Origin of the sequence: Mucilaginibacter aquariorum (genome assembly GCF_024498135.1) — a bacterium.
GTDB lineage: Bacteria > Bacteroidota > Bacteroidia > Sphingobacteriales > Sphingobacteriaceae > Mucilaginibacter > Mucilaginibacter aquariorum.
The window spans coordinates 229,471-244,584 of the sequence record NZ_JANHOH010000005.1; the positions used below are offsets into that span (position 1 = coordinate 229,471).

Genomic DNA, 15,114 nt, shown 5'->3' on the forward strand with positions numbered 1-15,114 from the left:
GGGTTTAATTATAACGGATTTTGGGCGATATATTTTTCCCATTCCCATGCCGATGCCATCATTGTGTTGATGTCAAGATCGGCTTTCCAGTTTAATTTTTTTGTTGACTTGGTTACATCGCCCCAAACCTGTTCAACATCGCCATCACGGGCGGGGCCTATTTCGTAATTCAGCGTAACGCCTGTAACTTTTTCAAAAGCTTTTATCACTTCTAACACCGAACTGCCGGTACCGGTACCTATATTAAATACATCGTATCCGTTAAAGCTTTCTCTTTCCATTAATTTAATAGCCGCAACGTGCGCCTTGGCCAAATCAACCACGTGGATATAGTCGCGGATGCAGCTGCCATCGGGGGTGTTGTAAGTATCGCCAAAAACGGTTATTTTTTCGCGCTTACCTATTGCAGTTTGCGTGATAAAGGGTACCAGGTTTTGCGGAACGCCATTGGGCAGCTCGCCAATTAAAGCGCTGTCATGAGCGCCTACCGGGTTAAAGTAGCGTAATGCTATCACTTTGTATTTAGTACCGGCTGCTACAACATCCTTCAATATTTCCTCGGCTATTTGCTTGGTATTGCCGTAAGGAGATTCGGCAGGTTTAACAGGTGCATCTTCGGTTACCGGCAAAATATCGGGTTGCCCGTAAACCGTGCAGCTTGATGAGAAAACAAAGTTTAATGCCTTGCCATTATACGCGCCCAAAATATTTATAAGCGAGTAAAAATTATTACGGTAATATTTAAGCGGTTGTTTTACCGATTCGCCAACCGCCTTTGATGCCGCAAAATGTATAATGCCGGCAATATCTGTTTCTTTTGCTGCGAAATCTTTAACAGCCTTTTCATTGCACAGGTCTATTTGGTAAAAATCTGGTTTATAACCAATGATCTTGGCCAGTTGGTCTAATATTTTAATGTTTGAGTTAGATAGGTCATCAATAATTACCGGGTCGTAGCCGGCATTAACTAACTCAACTACTGTGTGCGAACCTATAAAACCTAACCCGCCTGTTACTAATATCTTCATGTAAACGATGTTAATTAAAAGAGACAATGCCCTTATGTCTACCTATATAGCAAACGCTTTACAGGTGCCGGATGTTACTATTGCTTATTAAAGTAAGTAAAATCCTTGTGTAATATTTCCTTCTCGGGCAGGGATTTAAAGTATTCGTATGTGATCTTTAAACCTTCGCTCCTGGGTACTTTTGGCTCCCATCCTAAAATAGCCCTGGCTTTGGTAATATCCGGCCTGCGCTGTTTTGGGTCATCAGTTGGTAGGGGCAGGCTTATCATTTCCTGATTGGTGCCGGTTAATTTTATTATCTCTTCGCCAAACTCACGTATGGTTATCTCATCCGGGTTACCAATATTCATTGGCTGTGCATAATCGCTGTGCAGCAAACGGTATATACCCTCTATCAGGTCATCTACATAACAAAACGAGCGGGTTTGTGAGCCATCGCCAAACATGGTTAAGGGTTCGCCGCGTAATGCCTGACCAATAAATGCAGGTAAAACACGCCCGTCGTTTAGGCGCATGCGGGGGCCATAGGTGTTAAATATTCTTATAATACGGGTTTCTAAGCCGTGGAAAGTATGGTAAGCCATCGTAATAGCTTCCTGGAAACGTTTTGCCTCATCATAAACCCCACGTGGGCCAACAGGGTTAACATTTCCCCAATACTCTTCGGGTTGTGGGTTAACGTTAGGGTCGCCGTATACTTCAGATGTAGATGCGATAAGCATCCTTGCACCTTTACTGCGTGCCAAGCCCAACAGGTTATGCGTACCTAATGAGCCTACCTTTAATGTTTGGATAGGGATCTTTAAATAATCGATAGGGCTTGCAGGCGATGCAAAGTGTAATATATAATGCAGATCGCCTGATACGTGCACAAACTTGGAAACATCGTGGTTATAAAACTCAAAGTTCTCCAGTTTAAACAAGTGCTCAATGTTACGCAGGTCGCCTGTTATCAGGTTATCCATACCAATAACATGGTAATCTTCTTTAATAAACCTATCGCATAAATGCGAGCCCAAGAAACCGGCTGCCCCGGTTATTAAAATACGTTTGCGTTCTGCCATTAGTTTATTATTTTTCTGCCTATACTGTTATAGTAGAAGCCTAAGTCAATCATTTTTTGAAGATCATATAAGTTACGGCCATCAAATATTACTTTGCTCTTCAAAAGGTCGGCCACCTGTTCAAAATCCGGCGTACGGAATACAGACCACTCGGTTACTATTAACAAAGCGTCGGCATCATTAAGCACCTCATAAGGATCGGCCCCGTATGCTATTTTATCACCAAGCAAAGCCTTAACATTTTTCATGCCTTCGGGGTCGTAAACCGTTATGGTAGCGCCGGCTGCTAATAATTCGTCTATAATATATAAAGCTGGTGCTTCGCGGATATCATCAGTTTCGGGCTTAAAGGCCAGTCCCCACATCGCGAATTTTTTGCCTTTAAGATCGTTGTTGTAGTATTGTTTCAGTTTTTGCACCAAAACCTTTTTCTGGATCTCGTTAACCTCCATTACAGAGTTAAGGATCTTGAAGTCGTATTTATTTTCCTGGGCAGATTTTGCCAGGGCCTGCACATCTTTAGGGAAACAGCTGCCACCGTAACCAATACCCGAAAACAGGAAGCGGTTACCAATACGGTTATCGGCACCTATACCGCGGCGAACCATATCAACATCGGCACCAACCAATTCGCAAAGGTTAGCCACCTCGTTCATGAACGATATTTTTGTTGCCAAAAATGAGTTGGCTGCATATTTGGTAAGCTCGGATGAACGCTCATCCATAAATATAACCGGGTTGCCCTGGCGCACATATGGTGCATAAAGTTCGGCCATTAATTTGCGTGCGCGTTCGTCTGTTGTACCCACTACCACACGGTCTGGTTTCATAAAATCTTCCACAGCAACGCCTTCACGTAAAAACTCGGGGTTTGATACCACCGCGCATTCTACATCGGTATTTGCTTTTATAACAGCGGTAACCTTATCTGCTGTACCAACCGGTACGGTAGATTTTGTTACAATAACTTTATAGTCGGTAAGCAATTTGGCAATATCTTTAGCGGCACCTAAAACGTAACTCAGGTCGGCAGAACCATCGCCACCCGGAGGGGTTGGCAAGGCCAGAAATATGATCTGTGCATCGGCAATTGCAGTGGCCAGGTCAGTTGTAAATAGCAACCTTTTTTGGCTAATGTTGCGGTTAAAAAGTAATTCGAGGCCGGGTTCGTAAATTGGAAGTTTACCATCCTGCATCATTTTTACCTTCTGTTCGTTAATATCAACACAGGTAACCTGATTGCCGGTTTCCGCTAAACATGTACCGGTTACCAGCCCAACATAACCCGTTCCAACAACAGCTATTTTCATAATTTTATTTTTGTGTTAATATATTACTTTTATGCCCGACGAAGATAATAATTCATAAACAAAAATGCTCTTACTATATAACATCGGTATCAATATATACTATGGGTTAGTTTATTTGGCTTCCATTTTTAATAATAAAGCAAATTTGTGGATCAAAGGCCGCCGGGAGCAGCGTGTGCGGCCTTTGGAGTCGGGCATTTGGTTTCATTTCGCGTCACTCGGCGAGTTTGAGCAGGGTAGGCCGGTACTGGAAAAAACAAGGATGTTGTATCCTCAGCATAAAATTGTGATCACTTTCTTTTCACCTTCTGGATATGAGATAAGAAAGAATACCCCACTGGCCGATGCTGTTTATTATTTACCGCTTGATACTGCCAAAAACGCCCGGGAGTTTATTAGCGCCATTAAGCCGGTAATGGCCATTTTTACCAAATACGAATATTGGTATCATTATTTTAACGAACTGCATAAACAGCATGTGCCTTTATATATTATCTCAGGCATATTTCGCCCGGGGCAAGTATTTTTTAAATGGTACGGTGGGCTGCACCGCCAAATGCTGAAACTGGTAACCTGGTTTTTTGTACAGGATATAGCTTCTAAACACTTACTGCATGATGTGGGCATTACCAATGTAACTATTAGCGGCGATACCCGGTTTGACAGGGTATGGGCAAACGCGCAACAACCAAAAGAGCTGCCAGAGATAGCCGCGTTTAAGAACGGCCAAAAATTATTTATTGCGGGGAGTACCTGGCCGGCCGATGAAAAGCTGATAGCAGGGTTAATAGCCCAACATCCCGATTGGAAATTTATTATCGCCCCACATGAGATTGGTGAGGATAAAATAAATGGGTTGGTGAACTTATTGCCAAAGGATACCACTATCAAATTCTCTCAAATCTCAAATCTCAAATCTAACGTCTCACATCTCATTATAGATAACATCGGCATGCTATCGTCCTTGTATCAGTATGCAGATATCGCCTACATTGGCGGTGGATTTGGTGCCGGGATACACAACACGCTGGAGGCCGCGGCTTTTGGTATGCCGGTGATATTTGGCCCTAAGTATGATAAATTTAAAGAGGCTAAAGATCTGGTTGAGCTTAAAGCCGGGTTCAGTATCAACGATGTTGAGGGATTACAAATTGTTGCAGGCAGACTGATGAAGGATGAAATATTCAGGCGTGCAACAGCCAAAACAGCAAAAGATTATGTGCAGCAACATATTGGTGCTACCGATGCGATAATGACATATATTAAAGAGAAACACTAAGCTGTGGCCTATCTAATCGATCAACCAAAGTATTAAATAAAACTGAGGCCTTAACTTTTACATCGCGTGTGTCAATTATCACAGAGCTGCGGTAGAATAAAATTGTAAACCAATAATCTAACCATTTTAATAAGTTTTTTGGCCTTTTATCGGCTTGATTTAAAATTACAGAAATTACGCCCGAATCGTATAATACGAAATGGTCAATTTCTATAAAATCTATCTTTTCGCCACGATTTATTATACACTCATCTTTTACTTCAATAGCTACTTTGTAGTTTAGTGCAGGAATCAGGTGCCTTTTTATATGTATTACCAAACTTGTGGCTATCATTAGAGTGGATAGAATTAACCACCAGTCCGCTTCTGAAAAATTGAATATCAGCCTTACCAGAAACAGCATTAATATAAATAGCCATGTACCAACCCAGATTAAGGCATAGCTTTTACTATAAGTATATTCTGATCTATCCACGGTTAAAGATAAAAACATTCACTAACATTTTTATGTCGCCGCATGTCCTTTCAAGAGAGCCCCGCAGAAACGAAACTTTTCTTTGTGCTCTGTGTTTTCTTTCTCTGTGTCCTCTGTGGTTAATAACAAACATTCACTAACATTTTCTTAATATTGCCACCATGGGCTTTTTGGACATCCCCGGTTTAGGTAAGGCACACTATCACGAATATGGCAGTGGCAGTAAGCCGTTACTGGCTTTTCATGGGTATGGCATGACGGGCAGGCAATTCCACGTGCTCGAAAACTCCATCCTGCAGGAGTACCACGTTTACGGCTTCGATCATTTTTTTCATGGAGAAAGCAAACTGAGCGGTTGGACCGAACAGCAGATAATTGAGGGTATGCCCAAAACAATGATAAAGGCCCACCTGGAAGAATGGTTTAAACTGCACGGCAAACAACGCTTTTCGGTGATGGGTTATTCTATTGGCGCTAACATTGCGCTATTACTGGTTGAAGAGTACGCCGATCTGATAGATGAAGTTATCCTGATGGCGCCCGATGGCTTATCGGTTTATAAGGGCTTTCATTTTTTAACTTATCAACCGGTAGGCCGGTACATGTTTAAAACGGTTACCAAAAGCAAGTGGCTGGCACCGGCGCTGCTTAAAAACCTAAAAAAGGTAAGGTTTATTGATGATGGCCTGTATCAGATAGCCTATAATGAAATTGATACCGAACAAAAACGGCAGGATGTTTATTATACCCTAAACCTTATCCGTTTGTTAAAACCCGATACCAATAAAGTAGCCGAGCTAATAAACCAGCACCATATAAAATGCCGCCTTATTTTTGGCAAGCACGATAATTTGTTCCCCATGAAGGCAGCATTGCCTTTTATTAATAGCGTACCAAATGCCGAAGTGCACGAGGTAAATATGGGGCATTGGTTAGTAACCAAACAATTGGATGAGTATTTAGTAAATTTACAGCAATGATACCCGCCCGCCGAGTAAAAATTTTTAGCAACTGGTTTGCCATGTATATGCGTTACCGCATGCGTAAGGCTTTTAATAATATGGTAGTTATGCCATTTACGCCAAAGCCCGGGCACTCTGTATTACTGCTTTGCAATCACTTTAGTTGGTGGGATGGCCTTTGGGGCAATTACCTGGCCTATTGGCACCTAAACCGCAATCTGTATATCATGATGCAGGAAGACCACTTGAAAAAACGGATGCTGCTGAACTTGTTTGGTGGGTTTTCTATAAACAGGTCATCGCGCGAAATGATAAAATCACTGCAATACGCAGCCGGTTTGTTGAATGATCCGGAGAACCTTGTGGTTGTTTTCCCGCAGGGCGAACTGATATCCAACCATACTACCGAAATTAAGGTAGAGAAAGGCATAGAGCGGCTTATTAAAAACATTAAGGGTCCTTGCCAGATAGTTTATAACTGCGCCCTGATAGATTATTTTGAAAGCCTTAAACCATCGGTATATTTCCATTTGTTTGATTGCGGACTGGCCGGCGAAGTATCTTTTGAGGAACTCGTTGAAAAAATAAACACCTTTCATCAGCAAGCATTAAAGGCCCAGGTAAATGTGGAGCATTAACATATGTTGTATCCAAAGAAAAACCCGGTTGCAAAATGGATCTTTAAAGCCTATGTAAAATGGCTTGTTGGGAAGCATTTTCATGAATATATATACAATACAATTAAGGTTGATCAAAACAAATCGGTACTGCTCATTGCCAATCACTTTAGTTTTTGGGATGGCCTGATATTGTTTTGCCTTAACGACAAACTGTTTAAAAAGGATTTTCATGTAATGATATTGCAGGATACCGCGCAAAAAGTAGGTGCATTGCGTTATGGCGGGGCTTTTTCGGTCGACAAAAGTTCGAGGAGCATGCTGGAGTCATTGGATTATGCGGCAGGGCTATTGAACCATCCCGGTAACCTGGTGCTGATGTTCCCGCAAGGCAGGTTGTTTTCAAATTTTGTGAGCCAGGTAAAATTTGAAAAAGGTATTATAAAGCTCATTGAAAAAGCCGGAAATAATTGCCGGATAATTTTTGCGGCAACATTTATTCAATACTTTAGGCACAAAAAGCCATCTGTTACCGTTTACTTAAAACAAGAAGATGATACTTATGCAGGCAGAAGTATAGCTGATTTACAAAGCAGCTATCAGTTGCATTACGATAGATCAAAGCAGCAACAAACCGAAATTGACATAAAGTGATCATAGCCCTTTTAATAACTTTCATATTTCTGATACTTCGTTTTACGGTTACGCTGTTCAATTTTTTGTCGAACCCTAAACTGCCGCGAATTGGTAAGCATTATGAGGATAAGGTATCTATACTTATCCCAGCCCGTAACGAAGCAGACAACATCCTAGCCCTGCTGCAATCCATCTACGAACAGGACTATAAAAACTACGAGGTAATTATCCTTGATGATAACTCAACCGATAATACCTACCAGTTTTGCGAAACATTTGCCAAAAAATATCCAAACTTTAAAGTAATAAAAGGCAAAACCCTGCCTGCTGATTGGCTGGGAAAAAACTATGCCTGCTACCAACTGGCCCAACAAGCTACCGGTGCTTATTATTTGTTTTTAGATGCTGATGAACAAGTGTACAGGGGCTTATTCAATAGCGCTATTCATCGTATGAATTTGCGCAATTTAAGCTTGCTAAGCCTGTTCACTAACCAGGATATGCGTACAATAGGCGAAAAAATGGTAGTGCCACTAATGCATTATATATTGCTGAACCTGTTGCCGTTAAGGCTGGTTTATTTGGTTAAAAGCGCCGCGGTTGCCGCCGCCAGCGGCCAGTTCATGCTGTTTAATGCCGAAGATTATAAGAAATACCAATGGCACCAACTGGCCAAAAACAAGGTGGTAGAGGATGTAGTGATCATGAAACTGGTAAAGGCAGCTAAACTAAACGGGGAAGCGTTACTGGCTAACGGTATGATAAGCTGCCGCATGTATAAAGGTTACAATGAAGCTATAAATGGTTTCGGAAAGAATTTTTTGGCGGCATTTAGTTACAATATTATTGGGTTTTTGGTTTATTTATTATTAGTTATTGGCGGCCCGGCAGTTGTGATAATGACCTTAAACCTGAATTTTATAGCCATGATGATAGGCCTTGTTGCGCTTACCCGTATTATGATATCATTAACAGCAGGGCAAAACGCTCTACTTAACCTATTTTTACATCCAATACAAATGCTGAGCTTATTGCTCATTGGCTTTACATCAGTACAAAAATATCTCACCAAAACCACCGTATGGAAAGGCCGAAAGATCTAAGCATTAGTCCGCGCGTTGCCATCATCGTTATTATACTGTTCCATGTGGTTGGGCTGGTTGGCTTATCTATACCAGTTACAAGACCAGTGTTTTTACAAATTGTACCATTTCATTTATTACTTATGTTGGTGGTAATTATATTAAGCCATCACAAATTAAGTAGCCGTTTCGGGATCTTTATACTCATTATATTTTGGTTTGGTTTTATAGCCGAGTGGATAGGGGTACACAAAGGCTGGCTGTTTGGTAATTATGCTTATGGCGAAACGCTTGGTTTAAAACTATTTGACATACCCTTAATGATAGGGATAAACTGGTTCCTGCTGATTTATGCAGCTGGCGTAACTATGCAGCGCAGCCGGCTAAAAAGTGCTTTTTTTAGGGTGATAACTGGTGCCACGGTTTTAGTTTTGCTGGATCTGATAATAGAACCAGTTGCTATTAAATTTGATTACTGGCAATGGAATGACAGTATTATACCATTAAAAAATTATGCCTGTTGGTTTTTGGTAAGCGCCGGGATGCTGTATGTGTTTGAATTGTTTAGCTTTAAAAAACAAAGTATCGCCGCGCCGGTATTATTGATAACGGAGTTTGTGTTTTTTGGGGTATTAAATTTAATATTGATCTTTTAACCGGCACGAAACAAGCTCTAAAAAGGCATCTATTACCATCGCCGAAAAAAAGTACTTTTGCTCATGTTGGTACTTTAAGTGTGGTAACTCAAATGTCAACATAAAAGGGGCAGCCATTGGCTACCCCTTTTCTTTTTCTAAAATTCTTTTACCAGACAACAGTGAAATAAACCCGGCATGACGGTTGTGGTGAAGCCGACCTGTAAATTGCTTCAGACCCGGGATAATTATACCTCTTAAACTCATCATCATTTTGCAATAATGACTACCGTCACAAATGGTTAGACCGTTTTTTATTACATTTGCACCTCTGAAAATTATGGCAAAAAAGGGAGTTTTACTGGTGAACCTTGGTACACCAGATAGTCCGTCGACAGCGGACGTACGCAAATATTTGAATGAATTTTTGATGGACCCGCGGGTTATTGATGTTAACCCCGTATTGCGTACCTTTTTGGTGAAAACCGTAATCGTACCCTTCAGAGCGCCAAAATCGGCTAAGCTTTACCAGGCTATATGGGATAAGGAAACCGGCTCGCCATTATTACATTATAGTTTATTACAACAAGCAGCTTTACAACAACGCCTTGGGGATGGCTATATGGTTGAACTGGCCATGCGTTACCAAAGCCCATCGATAGAATCTGCCTTACAAAGGTTAAAAGACGCACTGGTGAGCGAGATACAGGTTATAGCACTGTTCCCGCAATATGCATCGGCAAGTACGGGATCGGTGCACGAAAAGATAATGGACCTGGTTAAAAACTGGCAAACCATCCCCGATATTTCCTTTATTAATTCGTTCCACGATAACGAGCTGATGATTGAAACCTTTGCTGATAACGCGCAGAAATATACCCCGGATACTTATGACCATATCCTGTTTAGCTTTCATGGCCTGCCACAACGCCAGCTAAAAAAATGTGATCATACCCACAGCTATTGCTTGCAGGTTGATGGTTGCTGCAATACTTTAAATGATACCAATAAGTTGTGCTATTCGGCACAATCGCACGACACAGCGCGTTTGATAGCCGCCAAAATGAACCTGCCGAAAGATAAATACACAGTTTGCTTTCAATCGCGCCTGGGCAGCGACCCATGGGTGCAGCCCTACACCAGCGAGGTGATTGCCCAATTGGCTAAAGAAGGTAAAAAACGCCTGCTGGTATTTTGCCCGGCCTTCGTTGCCGATTGTTTGGAAACCGTTTACGAGGTAACTACCGAGTACGGCGAAGAATTTAAAGCCCTTGGTGGAGAGCATGTACAATTGGTGGAGAGCTTAAACGATTCGCCAAAGTGGATAGAAGCGCTGGAGAAAATGGTTGTAGAGGGGTAAGCCTCTTTTACCTCGCAATGACGGTTATTTTATTAGCTTACTCGCTATCTTCGCCGATAATAAACAAAGCGGTATCCCACCGCCCGGATGCACACTCCCTCCGCAGAAATATAAGCCCTCAACTTTCGACGATTTATTGGCATGCCTTAAAAATGCCGCGAACTGGTTGTTAGAACTGGTGCCGTAGATAGAACCTTTATAGGACGAGGTTTTGCTTTCGATACCACGCGGATCAAGAATGTTTTCGCAGGTAATAAGTTGGCTGATATCCTCACCTAAAATTTTGGATAATTTATCAATGATATTTTCTCGGACATCGGCTATTAATTTATCCCAATCCTGCCCGTTATTGGCGGGTACATTGATCATCACAAACCAATTTTCGCAGTCGTTGGGCGCATCATCCGTTTTGTATTTGGAACTGATGTTTAAATAAACGGTAGGGTCTGAGTAAATATCCTGCTGTTTCCAGATGTGGTCAAATTCGGTTTTGTAATCGGCGCTGAAAAATATATTATGCAAGTCGAGCTCGGGGAACGACTTTTTTATTCCCCAATAAAATATTAACGCCGAACTACTGCGTTCCTGACTTAAAATGTTCTTTGGATGCAATTGCGGGTGTTTGCTTAACAATCGTTTGTAAGTAAACCAAACATCCATATTGGAAACTACCACATCGGCTAAAATATTTTCGCCCTTTGCGCGGATGCCTTTGGCTTTGCCGTTGATCACTACAATTTCATCCACCTTATAATTGTAATGAAATTGTACACCCAATTCTTCGGCGAGTTTCACTAAATTTTGGGTGATGCTGTACATGCCTCCATCAGGAAAATATGCTCCAAAATGGTATTCCAGATGCGGGATAACATTTAGGGTAGCCGGTGCCTGGTAAGGATTGGAACCGTTATAAGTAGCGTACCGATCAAAGAATTGAACAACACGTTCATCCTTAAAGTTAGATGCATTAGCCTTATGCATGGTCCTGAACGGATCTATCTGCGGAAACCTGAATATTGATCTTACGGTATCCCAGCGCAGATAAGTTTTAAACCTGTGCAGAGATCGTTCTAAAAAAACATGGTTGGTAATGCTGTAAATATCGCTGCTATTAGCTAAATGCTTTACAACCGACGCGGCAGGCTCGCCGGTTTTATTCTCAATTTCTTCGGCGAATTGTTTAGTATCAGCATAGGCGTTTAAACGGGTGCCATCTTCATAAAAGTATTTGCAAACCAAATCCAATTTTTGGTAGCCGAAGTAATTGGCAGGGTTTTTACCGGCCAACTCAAAAAGCTCATCTACATACTGTGGCATGGTAAACAAGCTTGGCCCGGCATCAAAACGATAACCATTCTGTTCAATTTTGGATAGCTTACCCCCCGGATAACTATTGGCCTCGTAAACCTCAACCGCATAACCCTTAACCGCCAAACGGATAGCCGTAGCAATACCCGATATACCGGCGCCAATAATTACAGCTTTTTGTTGAGGCATGGGGTAAAGATAAATAAAACCCCCTAACCCCCTGAAGAGAGAGTAGAATATAACAGGATGTAATTTTGAATGTTATGATGAGCTTGTCGAACCATTAGCGGACTAATCCTTCGACAAGCTCAGGATGACAATTTGCTTTCTATGCATGCACCCCTTCACTAATTTCTTCAATTGTTTTACGGTTAAACGCATCCAGATCAGCAGGCGTACGGCTGGTTACTAAACCGTTGTCAACTACCACTTCTTCATCAACCCAGTCAGCCCCGGCGTTGTGCAGGTCGGTTTGCAGAGATGGATAAGAAGTTAGCCGGCGGCCATTTAGCATGTTGGTTTCTATTAATAATTGCGGGCCGTGGCAAATGGCCGCAACGGGTTTGCCTTCATCTAAAAAAGCGGATGCAAAAGCAACAGCATCTTTATTCTGGCGAAGCTTATCGGGATTTAATACACCGCCGGGCAGTACCAGCGCGTCATAATCATCCGGACTAACATCGCTCAAGTTCTTATCTACATCAACTTCAATCCCCCAATCGGTATGGTCCCATGCTTTTATTTTGCCGCTTTTGGGCGATATGATGTGCACCGTAGCACCTGCTGCTTCCAACGCTTCTTTAGGACTGGTTAACTCAACCTGCTCAAATCCTTCTTCGGTAAGTATTGCTACCTTTTTATTACTTAAATCAGCCATAACAATGTTGTTTTATAGGTTATACATAAATGTATAATTAACTACAAGTGGCTAAAATTATAGTTTTACGAAAGTTGAGATAGATGGGTGTTATCAAGATTGATCCTATTTGTCATGCTGAACGTAGTAAAGCATCTAATTGCCGACATACAACTTCAATATGCAAAGTTCGTCATTAGATCCTTCGCTATCGCTCAGGATGACAACCTATTAAACAAAAAAGGACAATCTAAAAGATTGTCCTTTTTTGTTTAATTATAAAAACCTTATGCTTCTACAGCCTGACCAATTAAGTGGTTGGCAGCTAAATACTCGGCAATTTGCACAGCATTTGTAGCAGCACCTTTACGCAGGTTATCAGATACTATCCAGCAGTTAAGGGTATTGTCCTGGCTTTCGTCGCGGCGAAGGCGGCCAATAAATACATCGTCCTTATCGTGCGCGTCAAGCGGCATTGGATATTTTAAGTTAGCGGTATCATCTACCACCACAATACCCGGCGATTTTGCCAGTAGTTCGCGCACTTCGCTCAAATCAAAATCGTGCAAAAACTCAATGTTTACAGATTCTGAGTGGCCACCCATAACTGGGATACGCACAGTAGTAGCGGTAACTTTAATGCTATCGTCGCCCATTATTTTTTTGGTTTCCAATATCATTTTCATTTCCTCTTTGGTGTAACCGTTTTCGGTAAATACATCAATTTGAGGGATAACGTTAAGATCGATGGTGTAAGGATAAACCTTTGGTCCATCGATTCCTTTACGCTCGTTAAAAAGCTGATCTACAGCTTTAACGCCCGTACCTGTTACCGATTGATAAGTAGAAACAACAACGCGTTTTATTTTATAAGCATCATGCAGTGGCTTTAAGGCCACTACCATTTGTATAGTTGAGCAATTTGGGTTAGCAATGATCTTATCATCAGCTGTTAAAACATCTGCATTTACTTCGGGCACAACCAGTTTTTTGGTTGGGTCCATACGCCATGCCGATGAATTATCAATAACAGTGATACCTGCAGCTGCAAAAAGCGGGGCTTGCTCTAAAGAGGTACTGCCACCTGCACTGAAAAGCGCAACGTCGGGCTTCTGCTTTATCGCATCCTCAACAGAAACCACCTTAAACTGCTTACCCTTAAAAGTGATTTCTTTACCAATACTTTTAGCGGAAGCTACGGGAATTAATTCTGTAACGGGGAAGTTGCGTTCGGCAAGAACCTGCAACATTTTAGTGCCTACCAATCCTGTGGCACCAACAACTGCGACTTTCATTTTGTTAAATTATGTGTGTATATAAACTAAACTTCAAATATGCAATTTTTTTGTGAAATGTCTACCATTTTAGTATGCAAAATATCTGAGGTTGAATTCGCATGAATTAAGAATTATAGTAATAATATTACAAATATGTTGCGTTTTACAGCGGTATCGGGCTAATTCTTTAATGCGGAAAATTCGGGTTCAGACAAAAAAATTTACCTTTGTGGCCTAACTGTTATTGCATGAGCGAAAAGATTTTAGTGATAGGCGCCAACGGCCAAATTGGTACCGAATTGGTAACCGCCTTAAGAAATATACACGGCGCCGAAAACGTTATAGCATCAGATATAAATAGCCCTAATTATGCCATCCGCAATAGTGGCCCTTTCGAGTTTGCTAATGTGTTGGATAAAGATAACCTGCATCACTTATTTGATAAACACAGGCCTACACAGGTATATTTGTTGGCAGCTATTCTATCTGCCGTAGGCGAACAAAAACCAAAAATGGCCTGGGATTTAAACATGACCGGCCTTATCCATATACTTGATTTTGCTGTAGAGTTTAAAACATCAAAAATATTTTGGCCAAGCTCTATAGCGGTTTTCGGGCCGCATTCGCCACAGTACAATACACCGCAATATTGCGTAATGGACCCTAACACGGTTTATGGTTTCAGCAAATTGGCAGGCGAGCGCTGGTGCGAATATTACTATGAAAAGTATGGGGTTGATGTACGCAGTATCCGTTACCCCGGCTTAATAGGCTGGCGTGCAACACCGGGTGGTGGTACTACAGATTATGCGGTGCATATTTTCCACGAAGCATTAAAAAAAGGCAAGTACCAGGGCTTTTTATCGGCCCAAACTGCTTTGCCAATGATGTATATGGAAGATGCTATTCGTGCTACCATTAATTTGATGGATGCCCCGGCAGAAAATTTAAGTATCCGGTCGAGCTATAACCTGGCAGGTATCAGCTTTACACCAGAGCAATTGGCCGAAGAAATAAAAAAACATATACCCGATTTTGAGATGAGCTACGCCGATAGCGACCCACGACAAGCAATTGCCGATAGCTGGCCAAAATCAATAGATGACACCCAGGCGCAGCAGGACTGGGGCTGGCAGTTAGATTACGACCTCGCGAAAATTACCGAGGATATGCTAACCAACCTGAAAAGGGTTATTTAAGAAAACAATATTATATTCGCTGTGTC

The 15,114-nt window shown here is 41.7% G+C and carries 15 protein-coding genes; 8 read left to right on the forward strand and 7 right to left on the reverse strand.

Going from position 1 to position 15,114, the window contains the following annotated elements; genetic code table 11:
- Nucleotides 1–8: 8 nt before the first annotated feature.
- The 3 genes from galE to NPE20_RS18825 all read right to left on the reverse strand — a co-directional run bounded on the left by galE (nt 9) and on the right by NPE20_RS18825 (nt 3,402).
- Nucleotides 9–1,028 (reverse strand): UDP-glucose 4-epimerase GalE, encoded by a 1,020-nt coding sequence (gene galE, locus NPE20_RS18815; protein ID WP_256540243.1) that lies wholly within the window; start codon nt 1,026–1,028, stop codon nt 9–11.
- Between the two features lie 77 nt (nt 1,029–1,105).
- Entirely contained in the window at nt 1,106–2,092 is a 987-nt protein-coding gene (locus NPE20_RS18820; protein WP_256540244.1) for a UDP-glucuronic acid decarboxylase family protein, read from the reverse strand.
- Nucleotides 2,092–3,402, reverse strand: a complete 1,311-nt coding sequence (locus NPE20_RS18825; protein ID WP_256540245.1) for a UDP-glucose dehydrogenase family protein — start codon at nt 3,400–3,402, stop codon at nt 2,092–2,094. The genes NPE20_RS18820 and NPE20_RS18825 overlap by 1 nt, the downstream gene beginning before the upstream one ends.
- Before the next feature lie 64 nt (nt 3,403–3,466).
- Between NPE20_RS18825 and NPE20_RS18830 the strand changes: the two genes are divergently transcribed.
- Nucleotides 3,467–4,681: a 3-deoxy-D-manno-octulosonic acid transferase gene (locus tag NPE20_RS18830; protein ID WP_256540246.1), complete on the forward strand. Its 1,215-nt coding sequence runs from the start codon at nt 3,467–3,469 to the stop codon at nt 4,679–4,681.
- Here NPE20_RS18830 and NPE20_RS18835 read toward each other — a convergent pair.
- Entirely contained in the window at nt 4,665–5,156 is a 492-nt protein-coding gene (locus tag NPE20_RS18835; RefSeq protein WP_256540247.1) for a hypothetical protein, read from the reverse strand. The two genes, NPE20_RS18830 and NPE20_RS18835, sit on opposite strands and share 17 nt — an antisense overlap.
- 161 nt (nt 5,157–5,317) lie before the next feature.
- On the opposite strand from NPE20_RS18835, the gene NPE20_RS18840 reads away from it, so the two are divergent.
- The 6 genes from NPE20_RS18840 (at nt 5,318) to hemH (ending at nt 10,448) form a co-directional block, all read left to right on the forward strand.
- Nucleotides 5,318–6,136 carry an alpha/beta fold hydrolase gene (locus tag NPE20_RS18840; protein WP_256540248.1) on the forward strand — a complete coding sequence of 273 codons (819 nt, stop codon included), beginning with the start codon at nt 5,318–5,320 and terminating at the stop codon, nt 6,134–6,136.
- A complete protein-coding gene (locus NPE20_RS18845; protein ID WP_256540249.1) occupies nt 6,133–6,756 on the forward strand; it encodes a lysophospholipid acyltransferase family protein in 624 nt (207 codons plus the stop codon). Before NPE20_RS18840 ends, NPE20_RS18845 begins: the two co-directional genes overlap by 4 nt.
- Before the next feature lie 3 nt (nt 6,757–6,759).
- Nucleotides 6,760–7,389, forward strand: a complete 630-nt coding sequence (locus NPE20_RS18850; protein ID WP_256540250.1) for a lysophospholipid acyltransferase family protein — start codon at nt 6,760–6,762, stop codon at nt 7,387–7,389.
- Complete coding sequence (locus NPE20_RS18855) at nt 7,386–8,474, forward strand: glycosyltransferase (RefSeq protein ID WP_354003278.1); 1,089 nt, start codon at nt 7,386–7,388, stop codon at nt 8,472–8,474. Before NPE20_RS18850 ends, NPE20_RS18855 begins: the two co-directional genes overlap by 4 nt.
- Entirely contained in the window at nt 8,453–9,109 is a 657-nt protein-coding gene (locus tag NPE20_RS18860) for a carotenoid biosynthesis protein (protein ID WP_256540251.1), read from the forward strand. Before NPE20_RS18855 ends, NPE20_RS18860 begins: the two co-directional genes overlap by 22 nt.
- 319 nt (nt 9,110–9,428) lie before the next feature.
- A complete protein-coding gene (gene hemH, locus NPE20_RS18865) occupies nt 9,429–10,448 on the forward strand; it encodes a ferrochelatase (RefSeq protein ID WP_256540252.1) in 1,020 nt (339 codons plus the stop codon).
- Nucleotides 10,449–10,472: 24 nt separating this feature from the next.
- On the opposite strand, the gene crtD is transcribed toward hemH, so the two are convergent.
- From crtD to NPE20_RS18880, 3 genes are all read right to left on the reverse strand, one after another.
- Nucleotides 10,473–11,945 carry a 1-hydroxycarotenoid 3,4-desaturase CrtD gene (gene crtD / locus NPE20_RS18870; protein ID WP_256540253.1) on the reverse strand — a complete coding sequence of 491 codons (1,473 nt, stop codon included), beginning with the start codon at nt 11,943–11,945 and terminating at the stop codon, nt 10,473–10,475.
- Between the two features lie 139 nt (nt 11,946–12,084).
- Entirely contained in the window at nt 12,085–12,633 is a 549-nt protein-coding gene (locus NPE20_RS18875) for a type 1 glutamine amidotransferase domain-containing protein (protein WP_256540254.1), read from the reverse strand.
- Nucleotides 12,634–12,899: 266 nt separating this feature from the next.
- On the reverse strand, nt 12,900–13,907 hold the full coding sequence (locus tag NPE20_RS18880; protein WP_256540255.1) for an aspartate-semialdehyde dehydrogenase: 1,008 nt from the start codon (nt 13,905–13,907) through the stop codon (nt 12,900–12,902).
- 230 nt (nt 13,908–14,137) lie between these two features.
- Between NPE20_RS18880 and NPE20_RS18885 the strand changes: the two genes are divergently transcribed.
- Entirely contained in the window at nt 14,138–15,088 is a 951-nt protein-coding gene (locus tag NPE20_RS18885; RefSeq protein WP_256540256.1) for an NAD-dependent epimerase/dehydratase family protein, read from the forward strand.
- Nucleotides 15,089–15,114 lie beyond the last annotated feature (26 nt).